Below are 25,456 nucleotides of genomic sequence, written 5' to 3' on the forward strand. Positions count from 1 at the left end.
CCGGTTCTTCAGCAATCAACCGATATTCCCTTGCGGCTTAATGAGGAAAAAAACGAGCCCTAGTGTAATGAGTGAAAGGGCAGTAACGGATATAAACACCGTTTGATGTGATATATCCATCATCCAGCTGAACAGCGGCGGACCGAACGCTACCCCCAAAAATCGCAGGCTGTTATAGATGGAGGTGATCATGCCGCGCTCTTCCTTTTGAACGGATCCGGTGATCATTGTATTCAGACATGGAAGCAGCAGCCCTGTACCGATACTGCTTACTGTGAGAAGACCTATCAAGAAATAGATGTTTTTTCCGAGGAAGAAAATACATGCACCCAAGGATAAAGTCATCAAAACCATCCCTATATTCATCAGCCATCTCATCAGTGTTCCGTTTTTCTTAATATTAGCGCCCGTTGTATAAGAGGTCACGACCATGCCTAATAGCGGAATGGCCAGCACTAACCCCTTCATAACGCCTTTGACATTATACGGCGCATCCTCCAGTATGTCCGACAAATAAAACAAGACGCCGAACAAAATAAACAATGCTAATGATCCGGAGAAAAAAGCGGTAATGAGCCAGCGGCCTTTTTGCTTAAGGATGGAGCCGATTTTTTGCAAATAGGGCTTTAGCTTTGGCGGGGCCTGTTCTTTTTTGGGCTCCTTCAGGAAAAACATGACGGATAGCAGTGATAGCAGACAAAACACAGGAAATGCAAAAAATGCCGCATACCAGACGATAAGCGCTAAGAGCGAGCCCAGAATAGGACTCACTACCTTGCCTATCCCGTTAGACGCCTCGGTAAGACCAAGCACCTTGCTTTCGGTCGCACCCTTGTATAAGTCTCCTGCCAGTGCCATCGCAATGGCTGCCGTTCCTGCGGCCCCGAGTCCCTGAATCGCTCTTGCGATGATGACAATCCAATACGATTTCCAAACAGCGCCAAAGCCGGCCAGCACTCCTGCAGCACCATAAATAATTAAAGAAGGGATCATAATGCCTTTGCGGGAAAAACGGTCGGACAAATAGCCTGAAATCGGAATGATGATCCCCGCGGTGACGGAAAACAGGGTGATAACCAAGCTGCTCTGGAATTTGCTGATTCCAAGCTGCTCCTGCATTTGCGGCAGAATCGGAACTAGCATCGAGTTGCCCAGAACCAGCACAAGCGGGACGGAAGCGATAGCGATAAATTCCCATATGGAGCCTTTGGAGCCCCCGGCTTTTTTATTTGACGCTGTATTGCCGGACGTCTCCGTTTGCTCCGGGGAAATATCACTTTCGAACGTGATGTTCAATAATTTTTTCGATTTGGTCTTTTGCATCTGCAGAAATTCTCCTCTTCAGCTGCTTATTTAACGTAATCCTAATGTACCCTTCCTTCAGGCTCAACATTCTTCATTCATATGCCAAGGAAGGGGGAACTAAAAAAGCTCCTTTCTGGGTACAATAGATGAAATGAAAGATAATCGTATGGACCTGTACAACGGAAGATGGCTTCCTAGAGGTTGCTTAATAAGGAGTGCGCGCTCATGAAACGAAATGTTCCTGCTGTATGCATCGCATTATGCCTGGTCGTATTGGCGGCTTACCAGACGCTGCTGAATCCGGGGCTGGAAGCGGAAGCCAGCTCTGCTGCCGCTCCCTTCAGGGAAATGAAATACAATCAGCCTGTCCCGTCCTTTACGCTTCAGGGGCTCGATGGGAAAACGTATCGGGTAGGAGGGCAAAGGGACAAGCCCTTGATGATTAACTTCTGGGCTTCCTGGTGCGGTCCTTGTAAGGAAGAAGCCCCTGATCTGGCGAAAGTGTACGAGAAATATAAGGATAAATTCGACCTGTATGCAGTCAATGTAACGAGAGAGGACCGAATGGCTGATGTCCAAAGCTTCGTCAAACGGAATGGCTTTACGTTCCCCGTGCTGCTGGATAAAGAGGGGACAACGGCGGAGCTATACCGCATACTGTTCGTTCCGACGAGCTTCCTGATCGATAAGCAGGGGGTACTTCGCGAGGTTATCCATGTGCTGCCTCCGGAGCAGCTGGAGCAAAGAATTCAGTCATTGATTCAAGGATAAAAAAAGCTGTCTTCAACGCAGGTCACAGTACCATGCGTTAAGACAGCTTTTCTGTTGAATTGATCAATGATTCACGATGCCTACGCGTTCCTTAAGATCTTCGGAATGCGCAAGCGCCGTTTTGCCGATGAGAGCATAGCGGATACTGTCTACAAGAGCATCCCAGCTCGCTTCGATTACGTTATCCGACACTCCGACGGTGTTCCACGAATTATTGAAGTCGGTGGATTCGATCAACACACGAACTTTAGCGGCTGTCGTATCCTTCTCATCGAGGACACGAACCTTATAATCGCTTAAATGAACGCTGTTCAGAGTAGGATAATACTGCTGGAGACATTTGCGAAGGGCGTTGTCCAGTGCGTTCACTGGACCGTTGCCTTCGGCCGCGTTGTATACGGTCTCTCCGTTCACTCTAAGCTTAACGATAGCTTCGGTGACTACAGGGTGGTTAGCGGATTTGACTACCATAATCTTGAAGGATTCCAATGTAAAGGCTTCTTCCAGCTTGCCATACGCGTTGCGGATCAGCAGCTCCAAGGTTGCGTCGGCTCCTTCGAATTGGAAGCCTTGATGCTCCATGTCCTTGATTTGCTCTATTAACTGCTTCGTTTGTTGATTGCTGGTATCGAAATCAAGTCCCAGCTCCTGCGCCTTGAATACCAGGTTGCTTTGTCCGGCCAGCTCGGATACGAGAACTCGTTGCTTGTTTCCGACAAGCTCGGGGGCGATATGCTCGTAAGTGCTGGAATTGCGAAGGATCGCAGACACGTGAATGCCGCCTTTATGAGCAAACGCAGCCGACCCGACGTAAGGCTGGTTGATGGGCAGATGCATATTAGCGATTTCGCTCACGTAACGCGCTACGGTAGTCAGACTCTCCAGCTGTTCGCTGCTGATACATTGATAGTTCAGCTTAAGCTGCAGGTTCGGGATAATAGAGACCAGGTTCGCATTCCCGCATCTTTCGCCGAAGCCGTTGATCGTGCCTTGAACCTGCGTGGCGCCTGCCATTACGGCTGCCAGACTGTTCGCAACGCCAAGCTCGCAGTCGTTATGAGCATGAATACCTACCGGGCAGGAGACGGTTTGCTTAACCACCGTTACAATGTCCGTAATCTCATGAGGCAGGGAGCCTCCGTTCGTATCGCACAGAACGATCCAGTCCGCACCTGCTTCCTCTGCCTTCTTGATCGTCTGCAGCGCATACTCGGAGTTGTTTTTGTAGCCGTCGAAGAAATGCTCCGCATCATAGATGACTTCCAGTCCGTTGCTTTTTAAATATTTGACGGAATCATAGATCATGGCCAGGTTTTCTTCCAAAGTCGTCTGGATCGCTTGATGAACGTGGAAATCCCACGATTTGCCGAATATCGTAGCAACAGGCACCCCGACCTCCAGAATGCGGTTGAGGTTCACATCGTTCTCTGCGAGAGTATCTTTGCGGCGAGTGCTGCCGAACGCAGTAATTTTGGCATTTTTCAGATCCAATTCCTTGACGCGGTTGAAAAATTCAATATCTTTATTGTTGCTTCCGGGCCAGCCGCCTTCGATATAATGAACGCCAAGAGAATCCAGCTTACGGGCAATTTTCATTTTGTCCTCGACAGATAAGCTTATACCTTCGCCTTGGGTACCGTCTCTTAATGTGGTGTCGAAAATTTTTACGGGATTAGCCATGGATTGTCCTCCTGATCATACTGAACTACTCTAAACATAATTGTAATATTATATCACAATATTTCCCGATAAGGATATTGTTTTCACAAAATAGATGGAATGTCCGCCTTGACCGCTATATCGCAGAATTGTATGCTGAGACTAGCTGTTCTAATGCTATTTTACGGTGAATAGGATGATGGGGGGTACTAAAAACAACATGTCTGAACAAAGAATAAAGCCAATACCGGGTCCGAATCAGGATCGTGCGGAGCTTGCGGCATGGAGTCCGGCGACGGGCCGGCCGGATGATGCGATGATTGCGTTCAAATATAGTGCAGTGGTGCCCGCCGAATATGAGCAGTTTCAATAATGCAGCTTATCCTGTAAACGGAAGGGTCATTCTTCATATCGATATGAACGCATTCTACTGCTCGGTACACGAAGCGGTGGACCCTGAGCAGTACAAGGGCAAGCCGACCGCAGTCGCAGGCAGCGTAGAGCTGCGAAAGGGCATCATTGTTACCTGCTCCTATGCTGCCAGAGCAAAAGGAATCAAGACAGGCATGCTGGTTGGACAGGCGCAAAAGCTGTGCCCGGAGCTGATCCTCATTCGTCCGGATTTTGATTTATACCGGCAGTTTTCAAGACGCTTCATGAAAATTGCTTACGAGTACTCCCCGCTCGTAGAGGCTATGTCCATAGACGAATGCTATATTGACATTACGGGCTCCAAGCAGTTCGGTACTCCACTGGAGATTGCGGAGCAGATTCAGAAGCGGATTCGCAACGAGCTCATGCTGCCTTGCTCGGTGGGAGTTGCTCCGAACAAGCTGCTCGCGAAGATGGCTTCCGATATGAAGAAGCCAAACGGCATTTCGGTGCTGCGGAAGCGGGATGTCCCCCGCGTTCTCTGGGACAAGCCTTGCGCTTACCTGTACGGAATCGGAGGCAAAACGGCGGAGAAGCTTAAGCGCCTGAACATTCATACGCTCGGACAGCTTGCCCAGGCTAGCGATAAGCTGCTCTCGGAGCAATTCGGCGTACTAGGAGCCCATCTGAAGCGATCGGCTAACGGAGAGGACGATTCACCGGTACAGCCCGAGCAGGATCCAAGCAAATCGATCGGGCATACGACAACGCTGCCGAATAATTATACGGAACGGGCGGATATTCATCGGGTGTTTCTCAATCTGGCCGACCAGGTCGGCAGACGTCTCCGCAGACAGAAGCTGCTGACCCAAACCGTACAAATTACAATCCGCGATCCCGATATGAAGACGATCACGAGAGCATGCAAATTAAATAATCCGACAGAAAATCGGGAAGATATTTACGAGATGGCATGCAAGCTGTTCGAGGATCATTGGCCTGCGGGGAAGCCGGTCAGGCTGCTCGGCATTACCTTACAGAATCTGCTCGACAAGACAGAGGCGCCGGTACAGCTTGATCTGTTCGATTATCAGAAGCAGCCGCTGAAGGAAAAGCTTAACCAGACGATGGATGCGCTTCGCGATAAATTCGGTGAGCACGCTATTCTAACAGCTGGCATGCTAGGTAACGATCCGTCGACATTAATTCGCAATCATAAAGCAAGAGGGACCTCGCTGCAGATGGATCATTTGAAGCAGCATCCTCTGGAGGAAGATTAGGATGATACCGTTCATTGGTTTTGCTGGCTTCTCCGACAGCGGGAAGACCACGCTGATCTCAAGACTCGTGAAGCACTACCAGAATCAAGGAATCCGGGTTGGCGTGATTAAACATGATGCCCATGGGCATTATAAAGAAGCGGCCGGTTCGGACTCATCGCAATATATTCATGCAGGCGCTTCTGCCGCTGTCGTCGTCTCACCCGAATCTTATATCGTGTATCGAAGGGAACCCCATACGCTTGAGCAGATGGTGGAAAAGCTTCAGTCCGAGGCACTGGATCTGATTCTGGTAGAAGGCTTTAAACAAGGGAAGCACGACCAAATTGCCTTGTTCCGAAGCGAGGAACAGGCGAATATTATAAACCAGCTTCCCAGGGAGCCTGTCGCTATCGTTGCACCGATGGAACTGACGGGCTGCTGCCCGGATTTTGTTCCACGTTTTGCCCCGGACGACATTGCATCCATTGCGGAATTTATTCTTTTACATATAAAGTTTAACGCCCGTGAAGACGGTTGCTAGACTTTATATTTGAACTTTCCTGCGTTTTATATTATATTTTAGGTAAAGGCCGCTAAATCAATAGGGTTCTCAAATATAGGGAGGAATATTACAATGGCAAAATACACTTGGGTTGATAAAGAAACCTGTATCGCATGCGGTGCCTGTGGTGCAACCGCTCCTGACATCTATGACTACGACGATGAAGGCTTGGCAGAAGTCATCTATGAGGGAGACGGCAACAAAGGCGTAACCGAAATTCCGGAAGATCTGTACGATGATCTGCAAGACGCTCAAGACGGCTGCCCAACGGACTCCATCAAAGTTGCTGACAGCCCGTTCAACTAATGCTTTCTAGTTCGATAGTTCTTTAGACGATGAAGACCTATTATTAGGTAAATATACCTAGTAATGGGTCTTTTTTCATGTTTCTTTAATGAATCTTTATGATATGATGGAAGATTTGTGTTACTATTAGGTACGAAACTTGGGTTGGAGGTTGGAAGCACGAATGAAGAAATCATTCAGTAAATCTGCGGTTATTACCATTGGCAATGCATTAGTCATACTGCTTTGTTTTAGTTTTTTGGTTATCGGTCTCTGGAGAGTGCTGTCCAATCAGGCGTTCGATTTCAACTTGAAGCAGTCCATGACCGGGCAGCCGCATGAGGATATTGTCGTCGTAGGAATTGATACTGAATCTATCAAATCGATCGGACCCTATCCTTGGGACAGGAAGGTGTATGCGGAGCTGGTAGAGCGTCTTGAGCATGCCGGAGCGAAGGTGATCGGGTTTGACGTCGAGTTCTACACAGAGAGCGGCAATCCGGAAAGCGATAAGACGTTTGCTGAAGCCCTGTCTAAATATAAAAATATTGTTCTCCCGTCCCATGCTGAAGTAGAGAGTGAATTTGCCCGCACCATGAGGATTAAGGAAGGAGACTGGATTACAGCGAGGAGTGTCCAGCAGCCTATCCCGCTGTTCCGGCAATATGCGAATCCATCGCATATCAATGCGACCTACGACAGCGGAGGTACGATTCGTACCAACTGGCTGCAAATCAACACGCCCGAGGGCGTCCTCCCTTCGTTAGGGCTGGCTATGGCGCAGCTGGGTGGAGTGGATGTGAGCAAATATCTGAATGCTCCGGCTATCCAGAACCGGCCCAAATCGGAGATGTACATTAAATGGGATGCGAACGAGCTGGATTTTGAGACGATTCCGGTTTCCCGCGTAGTAAGCGGTACGGTTCCCGATGATGCATTCAAGGACCGTTTTGTCCTGATTGGCTATACCGCTCCAGGATCGGATGAAGGGATAACCCCTATCGAGGAGCACATGCATCTGGTCTATGCCCATGCGAATATATTGAACCAAATCTTGAAGCAGCAGTGGATTCAGCCGGGGAACGGAGCCGTCACAGTCGCTTTGGCGATCCTGATGGTGCTTTTGTACGGTTTTCTGACATGGAAATTAAAGCCTATTACCGGTCTTATCGCCATCTTTATATTATCCATCCTGCTGCTGCTTGGACAATATCTATCCTTTGCCTACAGTGATTATTATATCGATACGATAGGGGCGGTCGGCAGCGGACTCATATCGTATTTAACCAATCTTGCCATGAAAACCTATTTTGAGACCAAACAAAAGAATTATATTACCAAGCAGTTCGGACGATACATATCACCGGATCTGGTAAGGGAGATTGCCCAAAGCGATTCGGAAATCCAGCTGGGAGGCATCAGCAAGGAGCTGACCGTCATGTTCCTGGATGTGCGCGGGTTCACGCCTCTATCTGAAAAGCTGAAGCCGGAAGAGGTGGTAGACTTTTTGAATTTGATGTTCAACCTGATTACGGAGCGTGCATTGGAGAATCATGGAACCATCGATAAATTTATCGGGGATGCGGCTATGATTCTGTATAATGCTCCATTGGATGTGCCTCATCATCCCTATCACGCAGTGAAGACCGCCTATGAAATTCAAAAAGGAATGGAAAAGGTCCGAGCGGATGTTATGGAAAAGTATGGGGTTACCATCAGCGTAGGGATCGGGATCAATACAGGGGATGTCGTCGTAGGAAATATCGGGTCCTACCTGCGGGTCGACTACACGGCTATCGGGGACAATGTCAATACGGCGGCCCGAATCGAGTCGAGCACGAGCGCAAATCAAATTCTTGTTTCGGAATCTACCTATGAGCTGACAAAGTCTTATTTTGAGTACAACTATGTTGGTGAAAAGCTGATGAAGGGGAAAAGCAAGCCCTTGAAGCTGTTCGAGGTTGTTGAATGGAAGTCGGCTCCAGATAAGGGGAAGGAAGCGTCCCAGGTGTCATAAATCGCCATTTTTTGCATTGCCAATTGCTGCCTGCCAAATTACAATTAACTAGAGAGCGGCAATCGCATTTAATAGAAACGTCCGTAAGTTGAGAGGAGCATTATTGTGAAATTCGAAAAGAGGACTGGGGTACACAACGGCAATAGATTTATAGTGATGCTCGTCATAGGCTGCATGTTCATTTTTATGCTATCCTCCGTTTGGGTTCCATCCGCAGATGCCAAATCGACGCGTGCGGCCATAGTGACTGAGGTCATTGGCGACGTCAGCGTACGGAAAGCCGGCGGTTCAAAAACGTTTACGGCCTATACAGAGATGACCCTGAATCAGGGGGATTTCATCACGACCGGCAGCAATTCGTCCTTAACATTGAAGATAGCCGACCGAGATGATGAAATTACGCTGGGTGACAATACGGAAATCTCCATTACGGAACTAATTGATTCGGGTAATGGAAAGACGTCCAAATTCAAAATGTGGGCAGGGTCGGCCTGGGCCAAGGTCAAGAGCCTTGTCAGCTCCCAGGATGAATATGAGATTGAAACTCCGACGGCGGTCATGGGGGTAAGGGGAACTCATTTTCTGACCATGGTAGATCCTATAACAGGCCAGACCACCATGGTCACTACGGCAGGTGTCGTTCATGCGGAGACTCACAATGCGGATCCAGTCAGTTCTGGCCCAGCTAGCCGGAGTGTCAATGTGTATCCTTCACAGCAGATTAGTCTGGACTCCAGAGATCCGTCCATCGATCTTCGGACACAAACGAATTATGCGGATTTTGGGGGAATCATCCATCAAGCATCCCCGAAAGTGCTGGAGACGATAATTAGAGATTATCCCGATATTGCGAAAGAAAATGAAGAACTCAAGCAAAGATTGTTAAACAATTTCCAAAGCGGTATCCAGAAACCGGACGGCAGCATTCTGAAGCTGCAAAGCCTGGAAGATCTGAACAGAGTGACCGCGAATTTCGATGCGTTCATCCCTGCTCTTGCCAAAGCGGCGGTTGATGCCGGAAAACTAAATCAGGCAGTCATAGACAGAGTGAATGAGCAGCTCAAGGATATGTCCAAAAAGATAGATTTGAACGCGCCGCCTGTCCTGGACACATCGGCAGGCATCGATCCGGACATTCAAGCCTTGAAACAATCACAGCAGGAGAAGCCCGGACGGTTTACCGAGGAATATGCAAAGCTTCAGGAACTCATTCAGATGTACAAGGATGCCATTAATGCAATTAGAATCGAGAATGGACAGTTGGCGGATGCCAACCGGAAGCTGATGGATGAAGCGAATGAATTGGCCAGGCTGCAGCTGAATCGGGCAAATAATGACGGCAGTAGTACAAACCCAGGGAGCGGGGGCACAGCAGTCGGTGGAGGCAGCAGCGGAAGCGGAAGCGGAAGGCCATCGGGTGGAATCCGTCCAGCCCAGCCGGAGCTGGTGAGTCCAACAACCGGTATTACGACCTTCAATCCGGCGGTGTTACGCTGGAAGGCTCCTGTCGGTCAGACGATATCCGTGTATCATGGCAGCGAGCTGCTGGGAACGGTAGAAGGGAAGGGCTCTGAGGAAATAACCATGACCCTGGGCGTTCTTCCGGAAGGAACATACCGCTTGACAGCAGAATCCGTTCGCAATGGAATACCTAGCGTATCGTTATCATTACCTCCTATCACCATCTCGGATATGCCTATATTGATTAGTCCTACAACTGATTGGATTACGAACGTGCCGGTGGTAGCAGCTAAAGGTCCGATCCAAACAAAGCTTAAGATCCTGAACCAAGGTCAGGTGATAGCAGAAGCGGACGGCCAGGGGGACCAGGAGGTTACTATACCGTTAAACAGCCTGGTGACGGACCAATTAAAGGTCTACGATCAATTGACACTAGTAGGCGAGAGAAGCGGTAAGCTGACGAAGCCGGTGCCTCTTCCGAAAATAACGACAGACGGCTCAATGGGAGTGCTCCTGAAATCGGCAGTCAAACAAAATAACACGGTTACGGCAACCCTAGCAATGAAAAACTTCGTGAATGCCAAGGCTCTTTATGCGGCTGAGGTTCATCTGGCCTATGATAACAGGCTTAGCTATACAGGGGATGGAACGGTAACCAAAAATCCGAATACGGTATTCGGCTCCCTACCCCAAAGTATAAAAGTATTAAAGCAGTCGAAGGGGACCGGACAATCGGAGCTGATCTATGCGGCAACCAACTTTGGTACCGATGCCGATGCAGGCTTAATTACCGTTAACGGAGAAAAGCTGCTAGCCGCGATTCCTTTGACATTATCCGGAACGGATACAAACGGCTTGAAGGTGAAGCTGCTTTATTACAAAGTGGTTGATAAAAACGGGAATGTCATAACGGAAGTCAATCTGCAAAACAATCCGGTCGAAATACCGGTTAACTAGACCTTGCTATAGAGGGGAACAGAAATCTTATGAAAAAATCAGCGAAGCTGTTATTTTCCTCGGTCGTTGCCGTCAGCTTGATTGGCGGAGGTACCGGGGCATCGGCAGCATCTATCGCCAAGGACGGATTAAGAAACAGCAGCGGGCAAATCATGATGGATATTACGACCTATGCCGGTCTTGGAGATGACGGCTCTCATGATGATGCGAACAGACTGCAAGCAACGTTCCGCAGCCCGTTCGGCTTGCTAGTGCGCAAAGACGGAACCTTGCTTGTGTCTGACCGGAGCAATCATTTGCTGCGCAGCATCTCCGGCTCCCAGGTAAGCAGTATGGCAGGCATGATCATCGGGAAGGACAATAAGGGCTTTCCCATTGGCGGGCGATATGATGATATTGCCGCTCGTTCCGTCTTTCAACAGCCGGCGGGGCTGGCTCAAGATGCTCAAGGGAATCTTTATGTCGCTGATGCAGGCAATAATGCCATTCGAAAAATCGATGCTTCCGGCAAAGTAGTAACGCTTGCGGGTAACGGATTGATCGGGAATAAAGACGCCAAGGGGACGGAAGCGACCTTTAATCAGCCGCAGGATGTTGCAGTAGGGGCAGATGGCAATGTTTATGTAGCTGATACACTAAATCATGTCATAAGGAAGGTCGCTGCCGACGGCACGGTGACCACGCTGAACGCACCCTCCAAAAGAGTCGTGGAGGTAACCCCGGGACAAGCTGTGTGGAGCGGAGATTATTTGGACGGGGATATCGCCAACGCCAAGTTTAACGAGCCGACGGGGCTTGCCATCGACAGCAAAGGGAATTTGTACGTTAGCGATTCCGGCAATCAAAGGATCCGGTATATAGATTTTGGAACCGGCAAGGTAACGACGGTGGCCGGCGGCACAGCTGTAGGTGAGCCGTTGTATAGTAAGACAAGTCTGTATGCAGACGCTGGGTATGAGGACGGCGATGCCTTGAAGGCACGCTTTAACTATCCGTTGGGCATTGCATCGACGCCTGAGGGCGGTTTGCTTATCGCCGACAGCATGAATCATTCTATTCGGTATCTATATGATGGCAAAGTGGTCACGCTGGCTGGAGATACCGCATTAGCAGCCGGGGAAGCGGACGGAATTGAGCGCTCCGCCCAGTTCCACAAGCCGACGGATGTCGCTGTAGCCGACGACGGAACGGTCTATATTGCCGATGCGTTCAATAATAAGATTCGCCAGCTTCAGCTCTATAAGCTGCCCGCCGATTTGCCGAAGGATGACCATGTCAAGGTTGTGCTGGAATCGACGGTGCTGGCATTCGAGGCCCAGCCCGAGATCGTGAATGACCGTACCATGGTGCCGGTTCGGGCTGTAACTGAAGCGTTGGGCTATCAAGTAAGCTATGACGAATTGAACAGAAGCGTTCAACTGACAAAAGGCGGCGTAACCGTAGAGTTGTATGTAGACAAGACCGGGCTGAAGAAACGGGAACAGGGTAAGCCCGAGATGGCCATAGACACAGATACGGCTCCTTATATCAAGCAGGACCTCACATTCGTCCCGGTCCGTTTCTTTGCTGAAGAGATCGGGTTAGACGTACAATGGGATGAAAGTACAAGATCGGTCCTGTTGCGAACGAAGCAAAGGAATAAATAAATTCAGGGTGCAAAGACCTATACTGTAAAGAAAGGAAGTTTTGATTCTTTCACAGCATAGGTTTTTTTGGAAGCATTAGGACCTCATCTGAGTCTCAAACGATTAATGCTGCTTCAAATCATCGCAGTTCATACGGTCATGACGGGAGGAGTAGTCGGTGTCCGACTTGCAGCAGCTTCACGATAAAATTGCTGAATTGGAGCAAAAAAACAACGAGCTTTCCTTCTTGCTCTATTCGGCGCTGCTGGCGTACAGCAGCTTGAATGACAAGGATGAGCTTGTCTCGATGAGCGTGATTCGTTCTTTGGTTCTGGCCTTGGATTCCAGAGACCCGTATACGGCAGGCCATTCCTCAAGGGTTGCCTTATATTCCCTATGGATTGCGAGAGAGCTGCAACTTCCGGAAGAGGAGTGCAAGCATTTTTACCGGGCTGCCCTGATGCATGATATCGGAAAAATCGGCGTACCCGACAAGGTGCTTCTGAAGGCAGACAGTCTGGATGACGAGGAGTTTCACATCATGATCTCCCACACGACCATTGGCGCAAGAATCTTATCGAGAATGGAGCCGGAGGAAAGAATGCGTCAGGCGACTGAGGTAGCGAAGTATCATCATGAAAAGATGGACGGCTCCGGTTACCCGGACGGACTTCGGGGGGATGAAATTCCATTCTTTGCAAGAATTGTTGCCGTGGCTGACGCCTTTGACGCGATGACTACGGATAGGCCGTACTCGAAAGGAAGGAGCTACCGGGACGGCCTCAGCGAGCTCATACGCTGTAAGGGCACTCACTTTGATCCCGTCGTGGTGGAGGCGTTCGAGAAGGTCATGGAGCAGCGGGACTATTTGGAGGGGGATTCCAAACTGGCGGAGCAGGTATAATTCCGAAGAAGCATTTCTATCAAGCACACAAGCCCGGATTACCACATGAAGCCAATACGGTTCATTGAGGTTTTCGGGTGTTTTTGTCTGCCCCTTTAAAAAAGCGGGACGGCTGCCGATATTAATGGGAGAAGGTGGAAAGAAGGGGTCGGTCGCCATGAAAGCAAAAGACCATGATGAGCAGCTGCGCCAGTTTTTTCAGCATCATCCGTTGGAAAATCCGGCGTATCTGAAACAATATGTTCGCGAGCATCCGAACAATAAAATGGCCTGGTACCTGCTCGGACGGGAATATGACGCACAGGGCAAGCGCGGAAAGGCGCTGTACTGCTACACGCAAGCAGGCGAGATCTATGAAGCGTTCGAGAACCAAACGATCGCTGTATCGCCTGAATCGGAGCAGTCCTTGCGCCAATGGGAGCAGCAAAGCAGAAGGAAGAAGCTGCAGCGGAGGCTTCGTTGGGCGGCATTGAGTGTCTTCATGGTGCTGGGAGTTTTATTGGCGCCTGAGCTGCGCCAGAGTAAGGACGGAGAACGAGCAGCCCTGCCTGCCGGGATGACCCGGGAGCAGGTTCAGGAGACCAAGGTTTATTACGTTACCGGAGCCAAAAGCAAGGAAAATACCGCCGCGGCGCTGCAGGAAATGCTTCTCAAGGAACGGGTGAACCGCTACGCGATTTTGGCGTATGGTAAATCGACCGAGGACGGGAAATGGATTTCCTGGACCAAATCGCCTCCGATTCTTCTTTCCGTCGAGGGGAAAGAGGATGCAGCGTTGCAGCAGATCCAGTATCATGACGCAGAGAGCTGCAGCTGCCAGCCGACAGAGGCAAGCAAACCGAAGGCAATTTTCGCGGCTTGGGCGGAACAGCGTGAACAGGAGCTGATCCTGAGGTCTGCGTTGGCCTCATACAAGCAGAGAACCGGCAAACCCCCGGAAAGCTTGAAGGATTTAAGCCAGCCTTATCCTAATAATGTGCTGCCGGGGGTAACCCCTTTTATGGAGCAGCTGTTTGAGCAGTGGAACCCATCGGGGGGCGGAGAGCTTCCCGCAGGCGAGTCCGGCGGAGGAGAAGCTGGCGGCGCAGCATCTCAGCCGGCCGAACCTAACGGATCCTCCATCGGCACCGGCGGCCTGGTGAAGCCTTTAACCGAGCCGCTTCGCATCGTGGTGGATAAGAGCACGCATCGGCTGGCTCTTGTAAGCGGCCAGATCATTGTCAGAAGCTATCCGGTAGGCTTAGGCGCGGACCGAACGCCGGAAGGCACATTCGAAATATCGGAGAAGGTCCGCAATCCGAATGGGAAATCCAACGGTGAATTCGGAAGCCGGGGCATGACGTTATCCGATACTCAATATGCCATACATGGAACGAACAAGCCGTCAAGCATCGAAAAGGATCAGTCGCTTGGCTGCATCAGAATGCTGAAGGAGGATGTCGAGGAGCTGTTCGATATGGTTCCTCTCGGGACACCGGTGACCATCGGCAAGGGTCTGCTTCCTACCGAGATCAAGAGAGGGGCTCCGGTTCTCCAGCTGCCGGCACAGACGGAAGAGACGAACCCCGGCAAAGTGTATAAATGGTTAAATTAAAGAGGAGCTGTCCCTTCGTCTTATGGTTGGAAGGGAGGCTCCTTTGTTTTTATTCTTCGTTTAAGCGCTTACTTGTTGAAAATAAAGAGCAAGATCATGATGACAACAATGGCCGCAAATACAGAGCTCGTCCAAATGATAAGCTTCTTGTTGACCGTTTCTTTCGGTTTACGCTGCTGCAAGTACGTAGGTTTTTTTCGATTCATAGGAATTCGCCCTGCCTTTTTCCATAGTTTAAGAATATTTTAACATAATGTCCCCCCTAAACAATATCATTTTGAATAGCCGGTCCTCTTTATTTTTCACGCATAAAACGATAAACTGTTCAAGTAGAGCTACTTACAGAGAACGGTTAGGGGAGAACGATTGCATGCTTTATAAGAAAATAGCAAAACCGGTGCTGTTTCGGATGGATCCGGAAAAGGCGCACCATTTGATCATAGACGGGCTACATACGGTAGGAAAGCTGCCGGGGGGCAAAGCTCTGCTGAAAGGGATGTACGGCGTTCCCGAATATGCGGAGCTGGCAACGACACTTTGGGGTCTTCGCTTCGCCAATCCGGTCGGGTTGGCGGCAGGCTTGGATAAGAACGCCAAGGCGGTCCCCGGCTTTTCTAACATTGGCTTCGGATTTATGGAGGTCGGCACGGTAACGCCAAAGCCGCAGCCGGGCAACGAGCTGCCGCGCTTGTTCCGATTGCCTGAGGATCATGCCTTGATTAACCGGATGGGATTTAATAATGTCGGGATTGATGCGATGGCGGAGCATCTGCGGGAAGCAGGCAACAGAAGCATTCCTGTAGCTGTCAATATCGGTAAAAATAAAATAACCCCGAACGAGCATGCCGAAGAGGATTACCGCTTATGTATTCGTGGGCTGTACGCTTACGGCGACTTTTTTGTCGTGAACATCAGCTCGCCGAACACACCGGATTTGCGAAATTTGCAGCATGGGGATGATTTGTCCCGATTATTGGCTGCAGTGAAGGATGAAATGCATCAGCAGCATCAAAAGCACGGAGGTCCCGAGAAGCCCGTACTGGTGAAAATAGCGCCGGATCTGGAGCAAGAGGAGATCGGGTACATGGTGGCAACGATAGTGAACAGCGGGGTTTCCGGCATCATTGCCTCCAATACGACCATATCCCGGGCGGGATTGACCGATAAGCATAAAGGTGAAACAGGCGGATTGAGCGGAAGACCGTTGACGGAGCGTTCAACGAAGCTCATTCATACGATTTACGCGGCTACGGAAGGCAAGCTTCCGATTATTGGCTCCGGCGGTATTTTTACCGCGGAAGACGCCTATGCCAAAATATGTGCAGGGGCAAGCCTGGTAGAGGTCTACACGGGAATGATTTATGAAGGGCCGGGGTTGATCAGACAATTGAACGAAGGACTTCGGTCACTGCTGCGCAAAGACGGCTTCAAGCATATCTCCGAAGCGGTTGGGTCGGCCCATAGACGTTAGCAGGTTAGCAGGAATGGAGGAACACGGATGGACGGACGAGACTGGAAAAAATTTTTATTGCCTTACGAGCAAACGGTAGAGGAAATGAAGGTTAAGTTCAAGACGCTTCGCACCGAATTGAAGGCCCGCGAAGAGTATTCTCCAATAGAGTTTGTAACAGGACGTGTCAAGAAGATCTCGAGCATTTTGGAAAAAGCCAAACGATTGAATGTTCCTATGGAGCAGCTGGAGACGGGGATTGAGGATATAGCGGGCATACGCATCATGTGCCAGTTTGTAGAGGATATCGAACGGCTTGCCGAACTGATCCGCGAGCGCGAGGATATGACGCTAGTCTACGAGAAGGATTATATTCGCAATAAAAAGCCGAGCGGTTACCGAAGCTATCATATGATCGTAGAGTATCCTGTGCAGACAGCGCTCGGAATGAAGCGGGTGCTGGCTGAAATCCAAATTCGGACTCTTGCCATGAATTTTTGGGCTACCATCGAGCATTCGTTGAATTATAAATACCGGGAAAGCTTGCCTGAGGACGTTATCAAGCGGTTAAGCAAGGCCGCTGAAGCGGCCTATCAGCTGGACGAAGAAATGAGCAGCATCCGCGAGGAAATCGTAGAATCGCAGCAAATGTTTGAGGATAAATCCAATATTGTAACGAGAGTGCTGAACGGCATTCAGGAGCTCTATTTTTACCGTCGAGTGCGTGAGGCTGCTCAATTTCAGCTGAGGTTTAATGAAAATTGGGAAATCGAGGACATGTGGTATTTCAAAGAGCTGCTAAGTGAAATCGATGAGGCGATTGGACGGGCGAAAAAAGGGCACCAGGAATAACGGAGGTGCAGGATGCAGGCTTCGTATGATAGGCTGTATGTCGAGTTTATCTATTACTTTAATAGGACACGGGATTATTTCGAATGCCATGAAGTGATGGAGGAGCTTTGGATGGAGGAAGGCCGGGCTCCTTTGTATCAAGGGCTCTTGCAGGTCGCTGTTGGTCTCTATCATCACCGCAACGGCAATCTGAGCGGTGCTGTCAAGCTCTTTACGGCGGCGTTGGAGAAGCTGGAGCCGCGGCAGGCAGAGGGGCCTGGCATAGACCTGCCAAAGCTGGTAGCGGACAGCAAGCTCTATTTGCATCGTTTGGAACGGATAGAGGAGGAGCCCTTCCTATTTTATGATTTGGATATTCATATCTCCGATCCGGTGCTGAACCGCCTTGTGGAAGAGCTGTGCGAGAACCCGCCGAAACCTCATGAAGACGGACATGAATAGGGATCAAGACCGTTGTAGCCCCGAGCTATAGCGGTCTTTTTGCGTTCATATAGGTACATGATAGATTCGGCAGCAACCCGTAAACTAGAGGGCGGCTTCATTTGTCTTAGAATAAGACATAAATAGATGAGTTACAGACATTAAAATGTAAGCGTTTCCGTTATAAAATAAAAGCGATGCATTTGAAAAAGTAAAGTAACTAAAGGGGGATACAAAAATGAAAAAGCTGTCCGTAGTCTCACTCGCACTTTGCTTTACCGTATCGCTGGTTGGCTGTAACGGAACGGAGAAGCCCGCTGCGCCTACAGCCCAAGAAAAGCCTTCTGACACCATTCCCGAGCTCAGCAAGGATAAGGTCACTGTAAAAATAATGGCAAGCGGAGGAATGTTCTCCGATGATGAGGTAAAGAAATATATAGCCGATCCGGTTGCCAAAAAGTATCCCCAAATTACGATCGAAAGGATCAACGCCTCTGCGTCCAAGCTGCCTGAGCTGATATCGGCTGGAGAAATTCCCGACATTGTCGCTAACTATCCGGGGCCAATGGGCAGCAATCTGGCGGAATATAAGCTTTTATTCAATATGGAGCCGTTGATTAAAAAATACAGATTCGACACGAGCCGATTTTCGCCTGAAGCACTGGAAACGCTGAAAATTGCCGGAGGTCAGGATTATTTGGCCGGACTGCCCGCCTATACGAACTCCTTCGCGCTGTTTTATAACAAGGATATATTCGATAAGTTTGCCATTCCTTATCCCAAGGAGGGGATGTATTGGGATGAGGTTGCAGAGCTTGCCAAGAAGCTGACAAGGACGGATAACGGCGTTGCTTACCGGGGAATTTTTCCAGACGGCATCGGCCGCATTCAGCAGCAGCTGTCCATTCCCTTCGCCGATTTTAGCTCGAACAAATCGCTTCTTATGAGCGATCAATGGAAAGAAGCCTTCCAGCTGTGGGGCGCTCAATTCAAAATTCCCGGCTTAACCGAAGGCGATTTCAAGGTGCCGAACGCGGGTAAAAATCAAACGGCCTTCGTGAACGGCACTTTGGCGATGATTGCCAGTCACAGCAACCTGCTGAACACGCTAAAAACAGCTCCTCAGATCAATTGGGACATGGTGACGTATCCGCAGCACCGCAAGGCGCCTGGGATCGGGCAGCGGCTGGACTCCCCGATCTTGTCCATTACAGAGCAGAGTAAAGTGAAGGATGCGGCCTTCCTTGTGCTGGACACCATTTTGTCCGATGAGGTTCAAGCCGAGATGATGCGCGGAGGCCGGATGACCGTTCTGAAGGACGAGAAGCTGAAATCTGAATTCGGCAAAGGCTTGAAGGAATTCGAGGGCAAGAATTTGGCCGCGATGACCAAGCTGAAGTTCGCGGTAATGACACCGTTTAAATATTTGCCGGATGGAGATGTCGATAAAATTTTAACGAAAGCATTCAATGCATATATCGTGGATGAGACCGACTTGAATACCGCTCTTCGTACTGCGGATGAGGAAATGAACAAGCTGATTCAGGACAAATTGCGTAAATAAGCTGTGCACAAAAGAAAGGATTGCTTTTCATGCTCTGTCTTCTCATCGAAGAAGGGGCATGGGAAGCAATCCTTTTGTTATAGCTGAGGGTAGTTTAACCGTGTTACTGGGAGCTTTTATATTTTTGCAAAAACTGCTTAAAGGTATCGGCGGTATGTCCCTGCTCCCCGGCAGCGGCGATCCCGCCTTCAATCCGCTCCACTTCCTTACCGCCTTTGTAGTAAATCAGCGTAGGAGTGTACTTAATATTATATTTACTCCAGCCGTCCTTGAACTCCTCCAGATTGAACTGCTTCACGTCGAGGTTCAACTCTTTGGTCATCGGATATAGGATTGGCGTGGTGCGTTTACAGTGAGGACATGTCGATGCGAAATAATAAAGGAAAAAATCCTCTTTATTGCTTAATTTCTTATCCAGCTCCGCAGGCATAATCAGATTCTGATAGTTCGGGTCGTTCAGCAGCTTGACGGTTTCGGGATTCAGCTTCTCCGGTGCTACGCCGTAGGGGTTATTGGCGTATTGGCTGTTCTTGGCTTTATCCGATTGCTGATTAATCACGTAAATGGCTGCGAACAAGACAACGATAATGGACAAATAAATAGCGAGCTTTTTCATACATTCCCTCTTTCCGGAAAAAATAGCATGTTTCAAACCTATTCATTCGCCGGAGTGGGCCGGATTTCCTGTTATATTGCCGAGGGATTATTGAAGGAATTTCGACAAAAGCGTGGAATAATTCAATAGGCATTTTCGTTCTGCCTTTATGACTATACAACGAATAGACTGCGGGGAATTTGACTTGCGTAAACAACGGATTTCCATCCATCCTTATCTATGGCTTCTCTTGGGTCTTCTAGTACTGAGCGGCCTGTTTTATTCGGTGTATTTCGTCTTTATACCCAAATCGCAGCATGCTGCACAGGTCAATGCCGCAGAAACCACCAAGGACCGGGCTAAAGTATTTACGTCCGCTGCTCCTTATCGTGTGTTGGAGGACTATAAGCTCAAGAATGCAGACTTGCCGATATATGATTTCGGTAAGCTTCAAATAACCAAATCAAAAATTAGCCGGGGGATGGCACTCAACGTCAAGAAGGGTCACGTCTTAAAGCAATATACAACCCCGGACGGGAATGGAATGCTGTATTTTATCCAGAGGGAGCAGAAGCTGGAGAACCAGGCGTGGACACAGGTGGATATGGCAGCCATGGAGCCTCAAGCTGACCAGCCCGTTCAAGAGACGATTGCTTATACCTTCGGTCCCATGACGGAGCCGTTCACACAATCCACACAGCTGTGCGGTTTTCTATCGGATCATGAATTTTTGTATACGACTGTCCTGAATGACGAACAGCAATGGGTTTATCAGGTCAACAAAATGAACCTGGCCTCCAAAACCATTACCCCCGTGCTGGAGCTGTTCCGATATGAAGAACTGCCCAGCAATGCAGGGAAGGCTTTGCCTGTTATATATTCCGCCGTCTTGACTCCGGATATGAAGCATTTGTTTGTTCGAGACAGCATCAACGGCATTACCCATTATGATTTGCAAACAGGGGCGAGGAAGTGGATCGTCAGCGGCTCTAATGAAATTCATCCCGGCGAGCATTTTGAAATCATCGGGAACAGCGGCATAGCTATCTATGGCGCTAACCGCTATCAGAGCGATGTGTCTTGGATCGATATGAACGACGGCTCTGTACGCCAGCCTTTTAGTTCAGAGCAGGGGTTCGTTGATCCGGGAACGGATGCAAAAGGCAAGGTTATGTATTATAATTTTACTTATGACCGAAGCGACAGCAACGTTTTGAAGGGTGACAATCAGACGCTGCTCTTGTCCTATGGAGTTCAGCTAGTTGATTTTAAGGGGAATATGTTAAAACGATTCGCGCTTCCAAAGGATTCGAAGGACAGGCTGGAATTCGGCGGGTACAGCGAAAGCAAAAAGGCGGTTCTGCTGCATCAGTATACGATAGGAACGAACAGCAAAGGGGCAGCCTATAAAAAAACGGTTCGCTGGCTGATCGGGGATATGGCCACAGGCACGATGACGGAGCTGAAAAAGGTGGATGTGCCGGACAGCTGGGATAAAAACGATATCGTATTCGGTAAAATATGCATAGAGCCTTATTCTCCTGTAGCCGAAGCGCAGGTGTTTGTCAATGTTGCGGATAACAGCTATTATATGAGCCGCTGGAAAACAAAGCAGGTTGCGCTGCATCAGGATGAGGATGTCGTTATGTTCGCGGACGTGGTCAGCAAAAGAGTGTTCTCGAGCTCTTTCACGCGGCCGGATCTCCTGGTTGCAGCCTTCAGCTATAAGAAATATAATTGGGACAATCAAGATTTCGGCTGGATGAACGGACGCTGGATGGCTCGTTATCAGAACCAGCCGGATGGAGATAAAATTTTCTTTTTTCAAATTAATTAGTGCATAGTTGCGGAAAGTTGGACAACAGGTATGGGCAGTCAGTTGCCTGAAGCATTTGTAACGAAGATGAAATCATTGCTGGGAGAAGAATTTCCGGCATTTATAGCCTCTTATGAGGAAGCAAGGAGGTACGGCCTCCGTGTCAACACTTTGAAGTGCAGTGTGAACGAATTTCTATCTTTAATGCCTTCCCTGCAGGAACCGATTCCTTGGACCTCGACAGGGTACTATTACCAAGAAGAAGATAGACCGGGCAAGCATCCATATTATCATGCAGGGCTGTACTACATACAGGAGCCGAGCGCTATGGCGCCCGCAGAGCTGCTGGATGTTCAGCCCGGCGAACGGGTGTTGGATTTATGTGCCGCCCCCGGCGGGAAATCGACTCAAATTGCCGCTAAGCTGCAAGGGCAAGGGCTGCTGGTTACGAATGATATTCATCCGGACAGAGTCAAGGCATTAGTCAAAAACATAGAATTGAACGGCGTTCGAAATGCGGTGGTGTTAAATGAGCGGCCCGACAAGCTGCAGCACCCGTTTCGGGCGTTTTTTGATAAAATATTGATCGATGCTCCATGCTCCGGCGAAGGCATGTTCCGCAAGGAAGAAGAGATGGCCAAAGCCTGGCATCCCGACTGGGTAACCCGTTATGCTTCCATGCAGCGGGATTTGCTAAGGCAAGCCGCTATCATGCTTCGTCCCGGCGGACGCATCGTCTATTCGACATGTACGTTTTCCCCGGAAGAGAACGAGGCGATGATCGCGCAATTTATTGCTGCCCATCCCCAATTCCGAATTGTCCCTATCCCTATGGAACACGGCTTCCAACCGGGAAGACCGGATTGGCTGGATATAGCGGAGCTAGGCTCCCTGCAAGCGGCGGCTGCAGCCCAGGAGGTAACGGGTACCGCCAGATTATGGCCTCATCATCTTGCCGGTGAAGGGCATTTTGTAGCCGTTCTTGAGTATCAGGCGGATAAAGCATCTCCCGAACGGTTAGCAGCGGAGACCAAGTTTTTAAAGGCGGATAAAGAACGCTTGAAAACCAAAGGCAGAGACCGTTACGGCACAGACAAGTTTTTATTTAAAAAGCAGCCGGTTATCGATCTTCAGCCGTTTTACTCGTTTATGCAGGAGCTGGCGCCGGAGGTGCCTACGGCCAATGTCGTCCTGCATGGAGAGCATATATACCTGTCTCCCGAAGGGCTTCCTGATCTTAGCGGCATTCGGGTCATTCGTCCGGGCTGGTATATGGGCAGTGTCCGCAAGCAGCGCTTCGAGCCGTCCCATGCGTTAGCGATGGGCTTGATGCAGAGCGATGTGAGACGCTGGATTGCGCTGTCCGTTAAAGCATCGGAAACCGTTCGATACCTTAAAGGAGAAACATTGGAGATCACGGAGGAGCAAGTCCTTCTGTCCGGTGATTTGGATAAGAAGAAAGGGTACTGTCTCATTACGGTTGACGGGTATGCTGTCGGCTGGGGGAAATGGATGGACGGCATGCTCAAAAATGAGTATCCCGCAGGTTGGAGGTGGACTTAGCATGAAGCAAACGATGAGGCTGGACAAGCTGCTGGCGAATACCGGGTACGGTTCGCGAAGCGAGATTAAAGTGATGGTGAAACGCGGAGCTATTATCATTAACGATCGCCCTGTCAAGGACAGCGGGATGCAAGTGAACCCATGGACGGATGTGATAACCGTAGATGGAGAAACGGTCCGGTATCGTGAATTCATCTATGTCATGCTGAATAAACCGCAGGGTGTCGTTTCGGCTACGGAGGATACAAGAGATCGCACGGTCATTGATCTGCTGGATGACGAATACAAGCATTTTCAGCCTTTTCCCGTCGGGAGGCTGGACAAGGATACCGAAGGCCTGCTGTTGTTGACCAATGACGGAAAGCTGGCCCATAATCTGTTATCACCGCGGAAGCACATTCCCAAAACCTATTTTGCGGAAGTGGAAGGCGCCGTGACGGAAGAAGACGGCAAGCAGTTTCAGCAGGGAGTTCAGCTTGATGACGGCTATGTTACGATGCCGGCCCAACTGACCATTTTGCAATCGGGCCATCCCGATCAAGGGATCGTCTCGAAGATTGAATTGACGATTATGGAAGGAAAGTTCCATCAGGTCAAAAGGATGTTTCAGGCAGTGGGAAAACGCGTCGTCTTTCTTAAACGAATTTCGATGGGGCCGTTGCTTCTCGATGAACATTTATTACCCGGGGAATACAGGGAGCTGACAGAAGCGGAGCTTCAGGAGTTAAGACAAGCGAACGGATAGCTGCATTAAAATAGGAACCTTAAAACATAAGCATAAATGAAGAAGACCGGAGCTCGTAGAGCCCCGGTCTTGCTGTGTGTGGCGCAAGCTTCATTGCTTTATCTGCATTTGCCTGGTTTATCGGTAGTTTTCTTGAAAGCTGACGAATACCAGAGCAGCTGTTTATTTTCCTGTCATGGATGCATGACTTTCTAATCGTAGCATTACATTATCCTTTATCCGATTACAACCAGCCAGCGCGGGTTACGATAACCAACAGAATAAACAATACGAGAATGACACCGACACTTGTAAATACTCCTCCAACTCCGGACATGCTGATTCCTCCTCGTGATTTGATATCATTCCGATAGGCAAGATATCCATTACAGTAGTATTCATCCTTTACGCGGCATTTGCGGTGCCGCCCCACTTGGTATCGGAATTACTATATCCTATGACAAACATCATGATCGGTTTGGACTCCTGTCACAAGGTATATATTTTGGGCTTCAGTAGGACACTCTAATTATGGTGGTTTATATAAGGCACTACGACGATAAAAGTCCCATTGGAGGCGAGTATCATGACCGAAATCATGCTTAGACCGGATATGAAAACGGCCGGCGGGGAAGTAAACGATATTTTGTGGGACCATCAATTTGTCGGCAGTATGACCCTGGTATACCGCGAAAATGACCGCATTTGCGGGTCTGTGCAATTGGAGCAGGCCATGCTACCTCCCCATGCGAAGCAGCAGGTTATGGCTTATCTGCAAAGCTATGTTCAATCGTTAATTGATGCTATGGCGATTCATACCTGCGACGTGCTGGTCACTTACAGTGAATATGATCACATCATATCGACCGATCGTTTGGAATCCGGCATGGAGGTTCAGAATGTCGAGGAGGATTACGATTATGGGCATTGGGCGGATGAGGATCGATTAGAGGATGAGCATCCGAATGAACAAAATGACTATCAAATGGTTACCCCTTCCTGGGATGGTCCTTTGCAAGAGGAGATTAACGATGGTGTCGACGAGTATTATGAGCTGGTCATTGTAGCCGAGTCCCGCAACAAAGTGGAATATCATATATATGACAACGAGCAGCTGCTCGTTGCAGAGGCCGATATTCATATTAACGGCAGAGAGGTCAACGGAACGGTCAGCTGGCAGGTCGAGCCGGAGGATGATGAGATCGAGGTGATTACGGATCTTCTGGTCAGCGATTTTGACGAAGAGTCGGTGGACGCCTTCGTGATTCATATGGAATGGGACGATGAAATTATTGAAACCATTGAATTGACGCACGAGGATCTATTAGATGCTGACTTCGATTCCATGGAAGATGACGAGGAAGCAAATTCGTGGAATCAAGACGAATATACTATTGTATTGGCCCGGGATGATGGCGATATGCTGACATATGAAATTTACCAGCAGTCCCACGGAGGACTGCCGATCGGCACCGCTACGGTTGACATCAGCCAGCGTCAGCTGACCGGCTTTATCGACTTCAGAGAGCCTGGCGATTCCGACGACAGGGAAGAGATTGCTATGCTGCTGATGCAGGAGCTGGATAAGGAAAAAGATTTTGAAACCTTTAACGTCACGATGCTGTTCAAGAACAAGCCATTTGAGGAATTGATGTTCGAGAGTGAGCAGGTCCATTAATCGATTCGCATCACAAACTA

At 49.3% G+C, this 25,456-nt stretch carries 23 protein-coding genes; 18 read left to right on the forward strand and 5 right to left on the reverse strand.

Annotated features, from left to right (window positions below; all coding sequences use genetic code 11):
• Nucleotides 1–15: 15 nt before the first annotated feature.
• Entirely contained in the window at nucleotides 16–1,323 is a 1,308-nt protein-coding gene (locus ABEA66_RS23930; RefSeq protein ID WP_079908633.1) for an MFS transporter, read from the reverse strand.
• Nucleotides 1,324–1,530: 207 nt separating this feature from the next.
• Here ABEA66_RS23930 and ABEA66_RS23935 point away from each other — a divergent pair, with 207 nt between their 5' ends.
• Complete coding sequence (locus ABEA66_RS23935) at nucleotides 1,531–2,076, forward strand: TlpA family protein disulfide reductase (protein WP_345591437.1); 546 nt, start codon at nucleotides 1,531–1,533, stop codon at nucleotides 2,074–2,076.
• Between the two features lie 63 nt (nucleotides 2,077–2,139).
• Here the strand turns inward: ABEA66_RS23935 and cimA are convergent, their stop codons facing one another.
• A complete protein-coding gene (gene cimA, locus ABEA66_RS23940; protein ID WP_079908635.1) occupies nucleotides 2,140–3,756 on the reverse strand; it encodes a citramalate synthase in 1,617 nt (538 codons plus the stop codon).
• Between the two features lie 199 nt (nucleotides 3,757–3,955).
• Between cimA and ABEA66_RS23945 the strand changes: the two genes are divergently transcribed.
• The 9 genes from ABEA66_RS23945 (at nucleotide 3,956) to ABEA66_RS23985 (ending at nucleotide 14,774) form a co-directional block, all read left to right on the forward strand.
• On the forward strand, nucleotides 3,956–4,108 hold the full coding sequence (locus ABEA66_RS23945; RefSeq protein ID WP_345591441.1) for a hypothetical protein: 153 nt from the start codon (nucleotides 3,956–3,958) through the stop codon (nucleotides 4,106–4,108).
• Nucleotides 4,092–5,387: a DNA polymerase IV gene (locus tag ABEA66_RS23950; RefSeq protein WP_192700955.1), complete on the forward strand. Its 1,296-nt coding sequence runs from the start codon at nucleotides 4,092–4,094 to the stop codon at nucleotides 5,385–5,387. Before ABEA66_RS23945 ends, ABEA66_RS23950 begins: the two co-directional genes overlap by 17 nt.
• A gap of 1 nt (nucleotide 5,388) precedes the next feature.
• Nucleotides 5,389–5,910 carry a molybdopterin-guanine dinucleotide biosynthesis protein B gene (mobB, locus tag ABEA66_RS23955; RefSeq protein WP_345591444.1) on the forward strand — a complete coding sequence of 174 codons (522 nt, stop codon included), beginning with the start codon at nucleotides 5,389–5,391 and terminating at the stop codon, nucleotides 5,908–5,910.
• Between the two features lie 93 nt (nucleotides 5,911–6,003).
• Nucleotides 6,004–6,237, forward strand: a complete 234-nt coding sequence (locus ABEA66_RS23960) for a ferredoxin (protein WP_079908638.1) — start codon at nucleotides 6,004–6,006, stop codon at nucleotides 6,235–6,237.
• Nucleotides 6,238–6,400: 163 nt separating this feature from the next.
• Nucleotides 6,401–8,233: a CHASE2 domain-containing protein gene (locus tag ABEA66_RS23965; RefSeq protein WP_345591447.1), complete on the forward strand. Its 1,833-nt coding sequence runs from the start codon at nucleotides 6,401–6,403 to the stop codon at nucleotides 8,231–8,233.
• Between the two features lie 105 nt (nucleotides 8,234–8,338).
• Complete coding sequence (locus ABEA66_RS23970) at nucleotides 8,339–10,651, forward strand: FecR domain-containing protein (protein ID WP_345591449.1); 2,313 nt, start codon at nucleotides 8,339–8,341, stop codon at nucleotides 10,649–10,651.
• Between the two features lie 29 nt (nucleotides 10,652–10,680).
• The gene (locus tag ABEA66_RS23975) at nucleotides 10,681–12,297 is read left to right on the forward strand and encodes a stalk domain-containing protein (protein ID WP_345591451.1); all 1,617 of its coding nucleotides are present in this window, start codon (nucleotides 10,681–10,683) and stop codon (nucleotides 12,295–12,297) included.
• Nucleotides 12,298–12,454: 157 nt separating this feature from the next.
• On the forward strand, nucleotides 12,455–13,180 hold the full coding sequence (locus ABEA66_RS23980; RefSeq protein WP_079908642.1) for an HD-GYP domain-containing protein: 726 nt from the start codon (nucleotides 12,455–12,457) through the stop codon (nucleotides 13,178–13,180).
• Between the two features lie 157 nt (nucleotides 13,181–13,337).
• Nucleotides 13,338–14,774 carry a L,D-transpeptidase family protein gene (locus tag ABEA66_RS23985; protein WP_345591454.1) on the forward strand — a complete coding sequence of 479 codons (1,437 nt, stop codon included), beginning with the start codon at nucleotides 13,338–13,340 and terminating at the stop codon, nucleotides 14,772–14,774.
• A gap of 68 nt (nucleotides 14,775–14,842) precedes the next feature.
• Here ABEA66_RS23985 and ABEA66_RS23990 read toward each other — a convergent pair whose 3' ends face one another.
• Nucleotides 14,843–14,980: a hypothetical protein gene (locus ABEA66_RS23990; protein WP_179135854.1), complete on the reverse strand. Its 138-nt coding sequence runs from the start codon at nucleotides 14,978–14,980 to the stop codon at nucleotides 14,843–14,845.
• A 164-nt stretch (nucleotides 14,981–15,144) separates the two neighbouring features.
• Between ABEA66_RS23990 and ABEA66_RS23995 the strand changes: the two genes are divergently transcribed.
• From ABEA66_RS23995 to ABEA66_RS24010, 4 genes are all read left to right on the forward strand, one after another.
• Nucleotides 15,145–16,245: a quinone-dependent dihydroorotate dehydrogenase gene (locus tag ABEA66_RS23995; RefSeq protein WP_345591458.1), complete on the forward strand. Its 1,101-nt coding sequence runs from the start codon at nucleotides 15,145–15,147 to the stop codon at nucleotides 16,243–16,245.
• A gap of 27 nt (nucleotides 16,246–16,272) precedes the next feature.
• Nucleotides 16,273–17,076: a GTP diphosphokinase gene (gene yjbM, locus ABEA66_RS24000; RefSeq protein WP_079908645.1), complete on the forward strand. Its 804-nt coding sequence runs from the start codon at nucleotides 16,273–16,275 to the stop codon at nucleotides 17,074–17,076.
• 12 nt (nucleotides 17,077–17,088) lie between these two features.
• The gene (locus tag ABEA66_RS24005) at nucleotides 17,089–17,517 is read left to right on the forward strand and encodes a DUF309 domain-containing protein (RefSeq protein ID WP_079908646.1); all 429 of its coding nucleotides are present in this window, start codon (nucleotides 17,089–17,091) and stop codon (nucleotides 17,515–17,517) included.
• Nucleotides 17,518–17,734: 217 nt separating this feature from the next.
• Nucleotides 17,735–19,060, forward strand: a complete 1,326-nt coding sequence (locus ABEA66_RS24010) for an ABC transporter substrate-binding protein (RefSeq protein ID WP_345591463.1) — start codon at nucleotides 17,735–17,737, stop codon at nucleotides 19,058–19,060.
• Nucleotides 19,061–19,163: 103 nt separating this feature from the next.
• On the opposite strand, the gene ABEA66_RS24015 is transcribed toward ABEA66_RS24010, so the two are convergent.
• Nucleotides 19,164–19,676 (reverse strand): thioredoxin family protein, encoded by a 513-nt coding sequence (locus ABEA66_RS24015; protein WP_079908648.1) that lies wholly within the window; start codon nucleotides 19,674–19,676, stop codon nucleotides 19,164–19,166.
• A 184-nt stretch (nucleotides 19,677–19,860) separates the two neighbouring features.
• Here ABEA66_RS24015 and ABEA66_RS24020 point away from each other — a divergent pair, with 184 nt between their 5' ends.
• Genes ABEA66_RS24020 through ABEA66_RS24030 form a run of 3 tightly spaced genes read left to right on the forward strand, consistent with a single transcriptional unit; the run spans nucleotide 19,861 to nucleotide 23,779 of the window.
• Nucleotides 19,861–21,492, forward strand: coding sequence for a hypothetical protein (locus ABEA66_RS24020; protein ID WP_345591465.1), 1,632 nt, complete (start codon nucleotides 19,861–19,863; stop codon nucleotides 21,490–21,492).
• 30 nt (nucleotides 21,493–21,522) lie between these two features.
• Complete coding sequence (locus tag ABEA66_RS24025) at nucleotides 21,523–23,034, forward strand: RsmF rRNA methyltransferase first C-terminal domain-containing protein (protein ID WP_079908650.1); 1,512 nt, start codon at nucleotides 21,523–21,525, stop codon at nucleotides 23,032–23,034.
• A 1-nt stretch (nucleotide 23,035) separates the two neighbouring features.
• The gene (locus tag ABEA66_RS24030) at nucleotides 23,036–23,779 is read left to right on the forward strand and encodes a pseudouridine synthase (RefSeq protein ID WP_192700942.1); all 744 of its coding nucleotides are present in this window, start codon (nucleotides 23,036–23,038) and stop codon (nucleotides 23,777–23,779) included.
• 223 nt (nucleotides 23,780–24,002) lie between these two features.
• Here the strand turns inward: ABEA66_RS24030 and ABEA66_RS24035 are convergent, their stop codons facing one another.
• Nucleotides 24,003–24,095: a sporulation protein YjcZ gene (locus ABEA66_RS24035; RefSeq protein ID WP_079908652.1), complete on the reverse strand. Its 93-nt coding sequence runs from the start codon at nucleotides 24,093–24,095 to the stop codon at nucleotides 24,003–24,005.
• A gap of 249 nt (nucleotides 24,096–24,344) precedes the next feature.
• Here ABEA66_RS24035 and ABEA66_RS24040 point away from each other — a divergent pair, with 249 nt between their 5' ends.
• Nucleotides 24,345–25,436: a hypothetical protein gene (locus tag ABEA66_RS24040; RefSeq protein ID WP_345591469.1), complete on the forward strand. Its 1,092-nt coding sequence runs from the start codon at nucleotides 24,345–24,347 to the stop codon at nucleotides 25,434–25,436.
• Nucleotides 25,437–25,456 lie beyond the last annotated feature (20 nt).

The organism is Paenibacillus vulneris (assembly GCF_039543185.1).
In the GTDB taxonomy this organism is placed as follows: Bacteria; Bacillota; Bacilli; order Paenibacillales; family NBRC-103111; genus Paenibacillus_S; species Paenibacillus_S vulneris.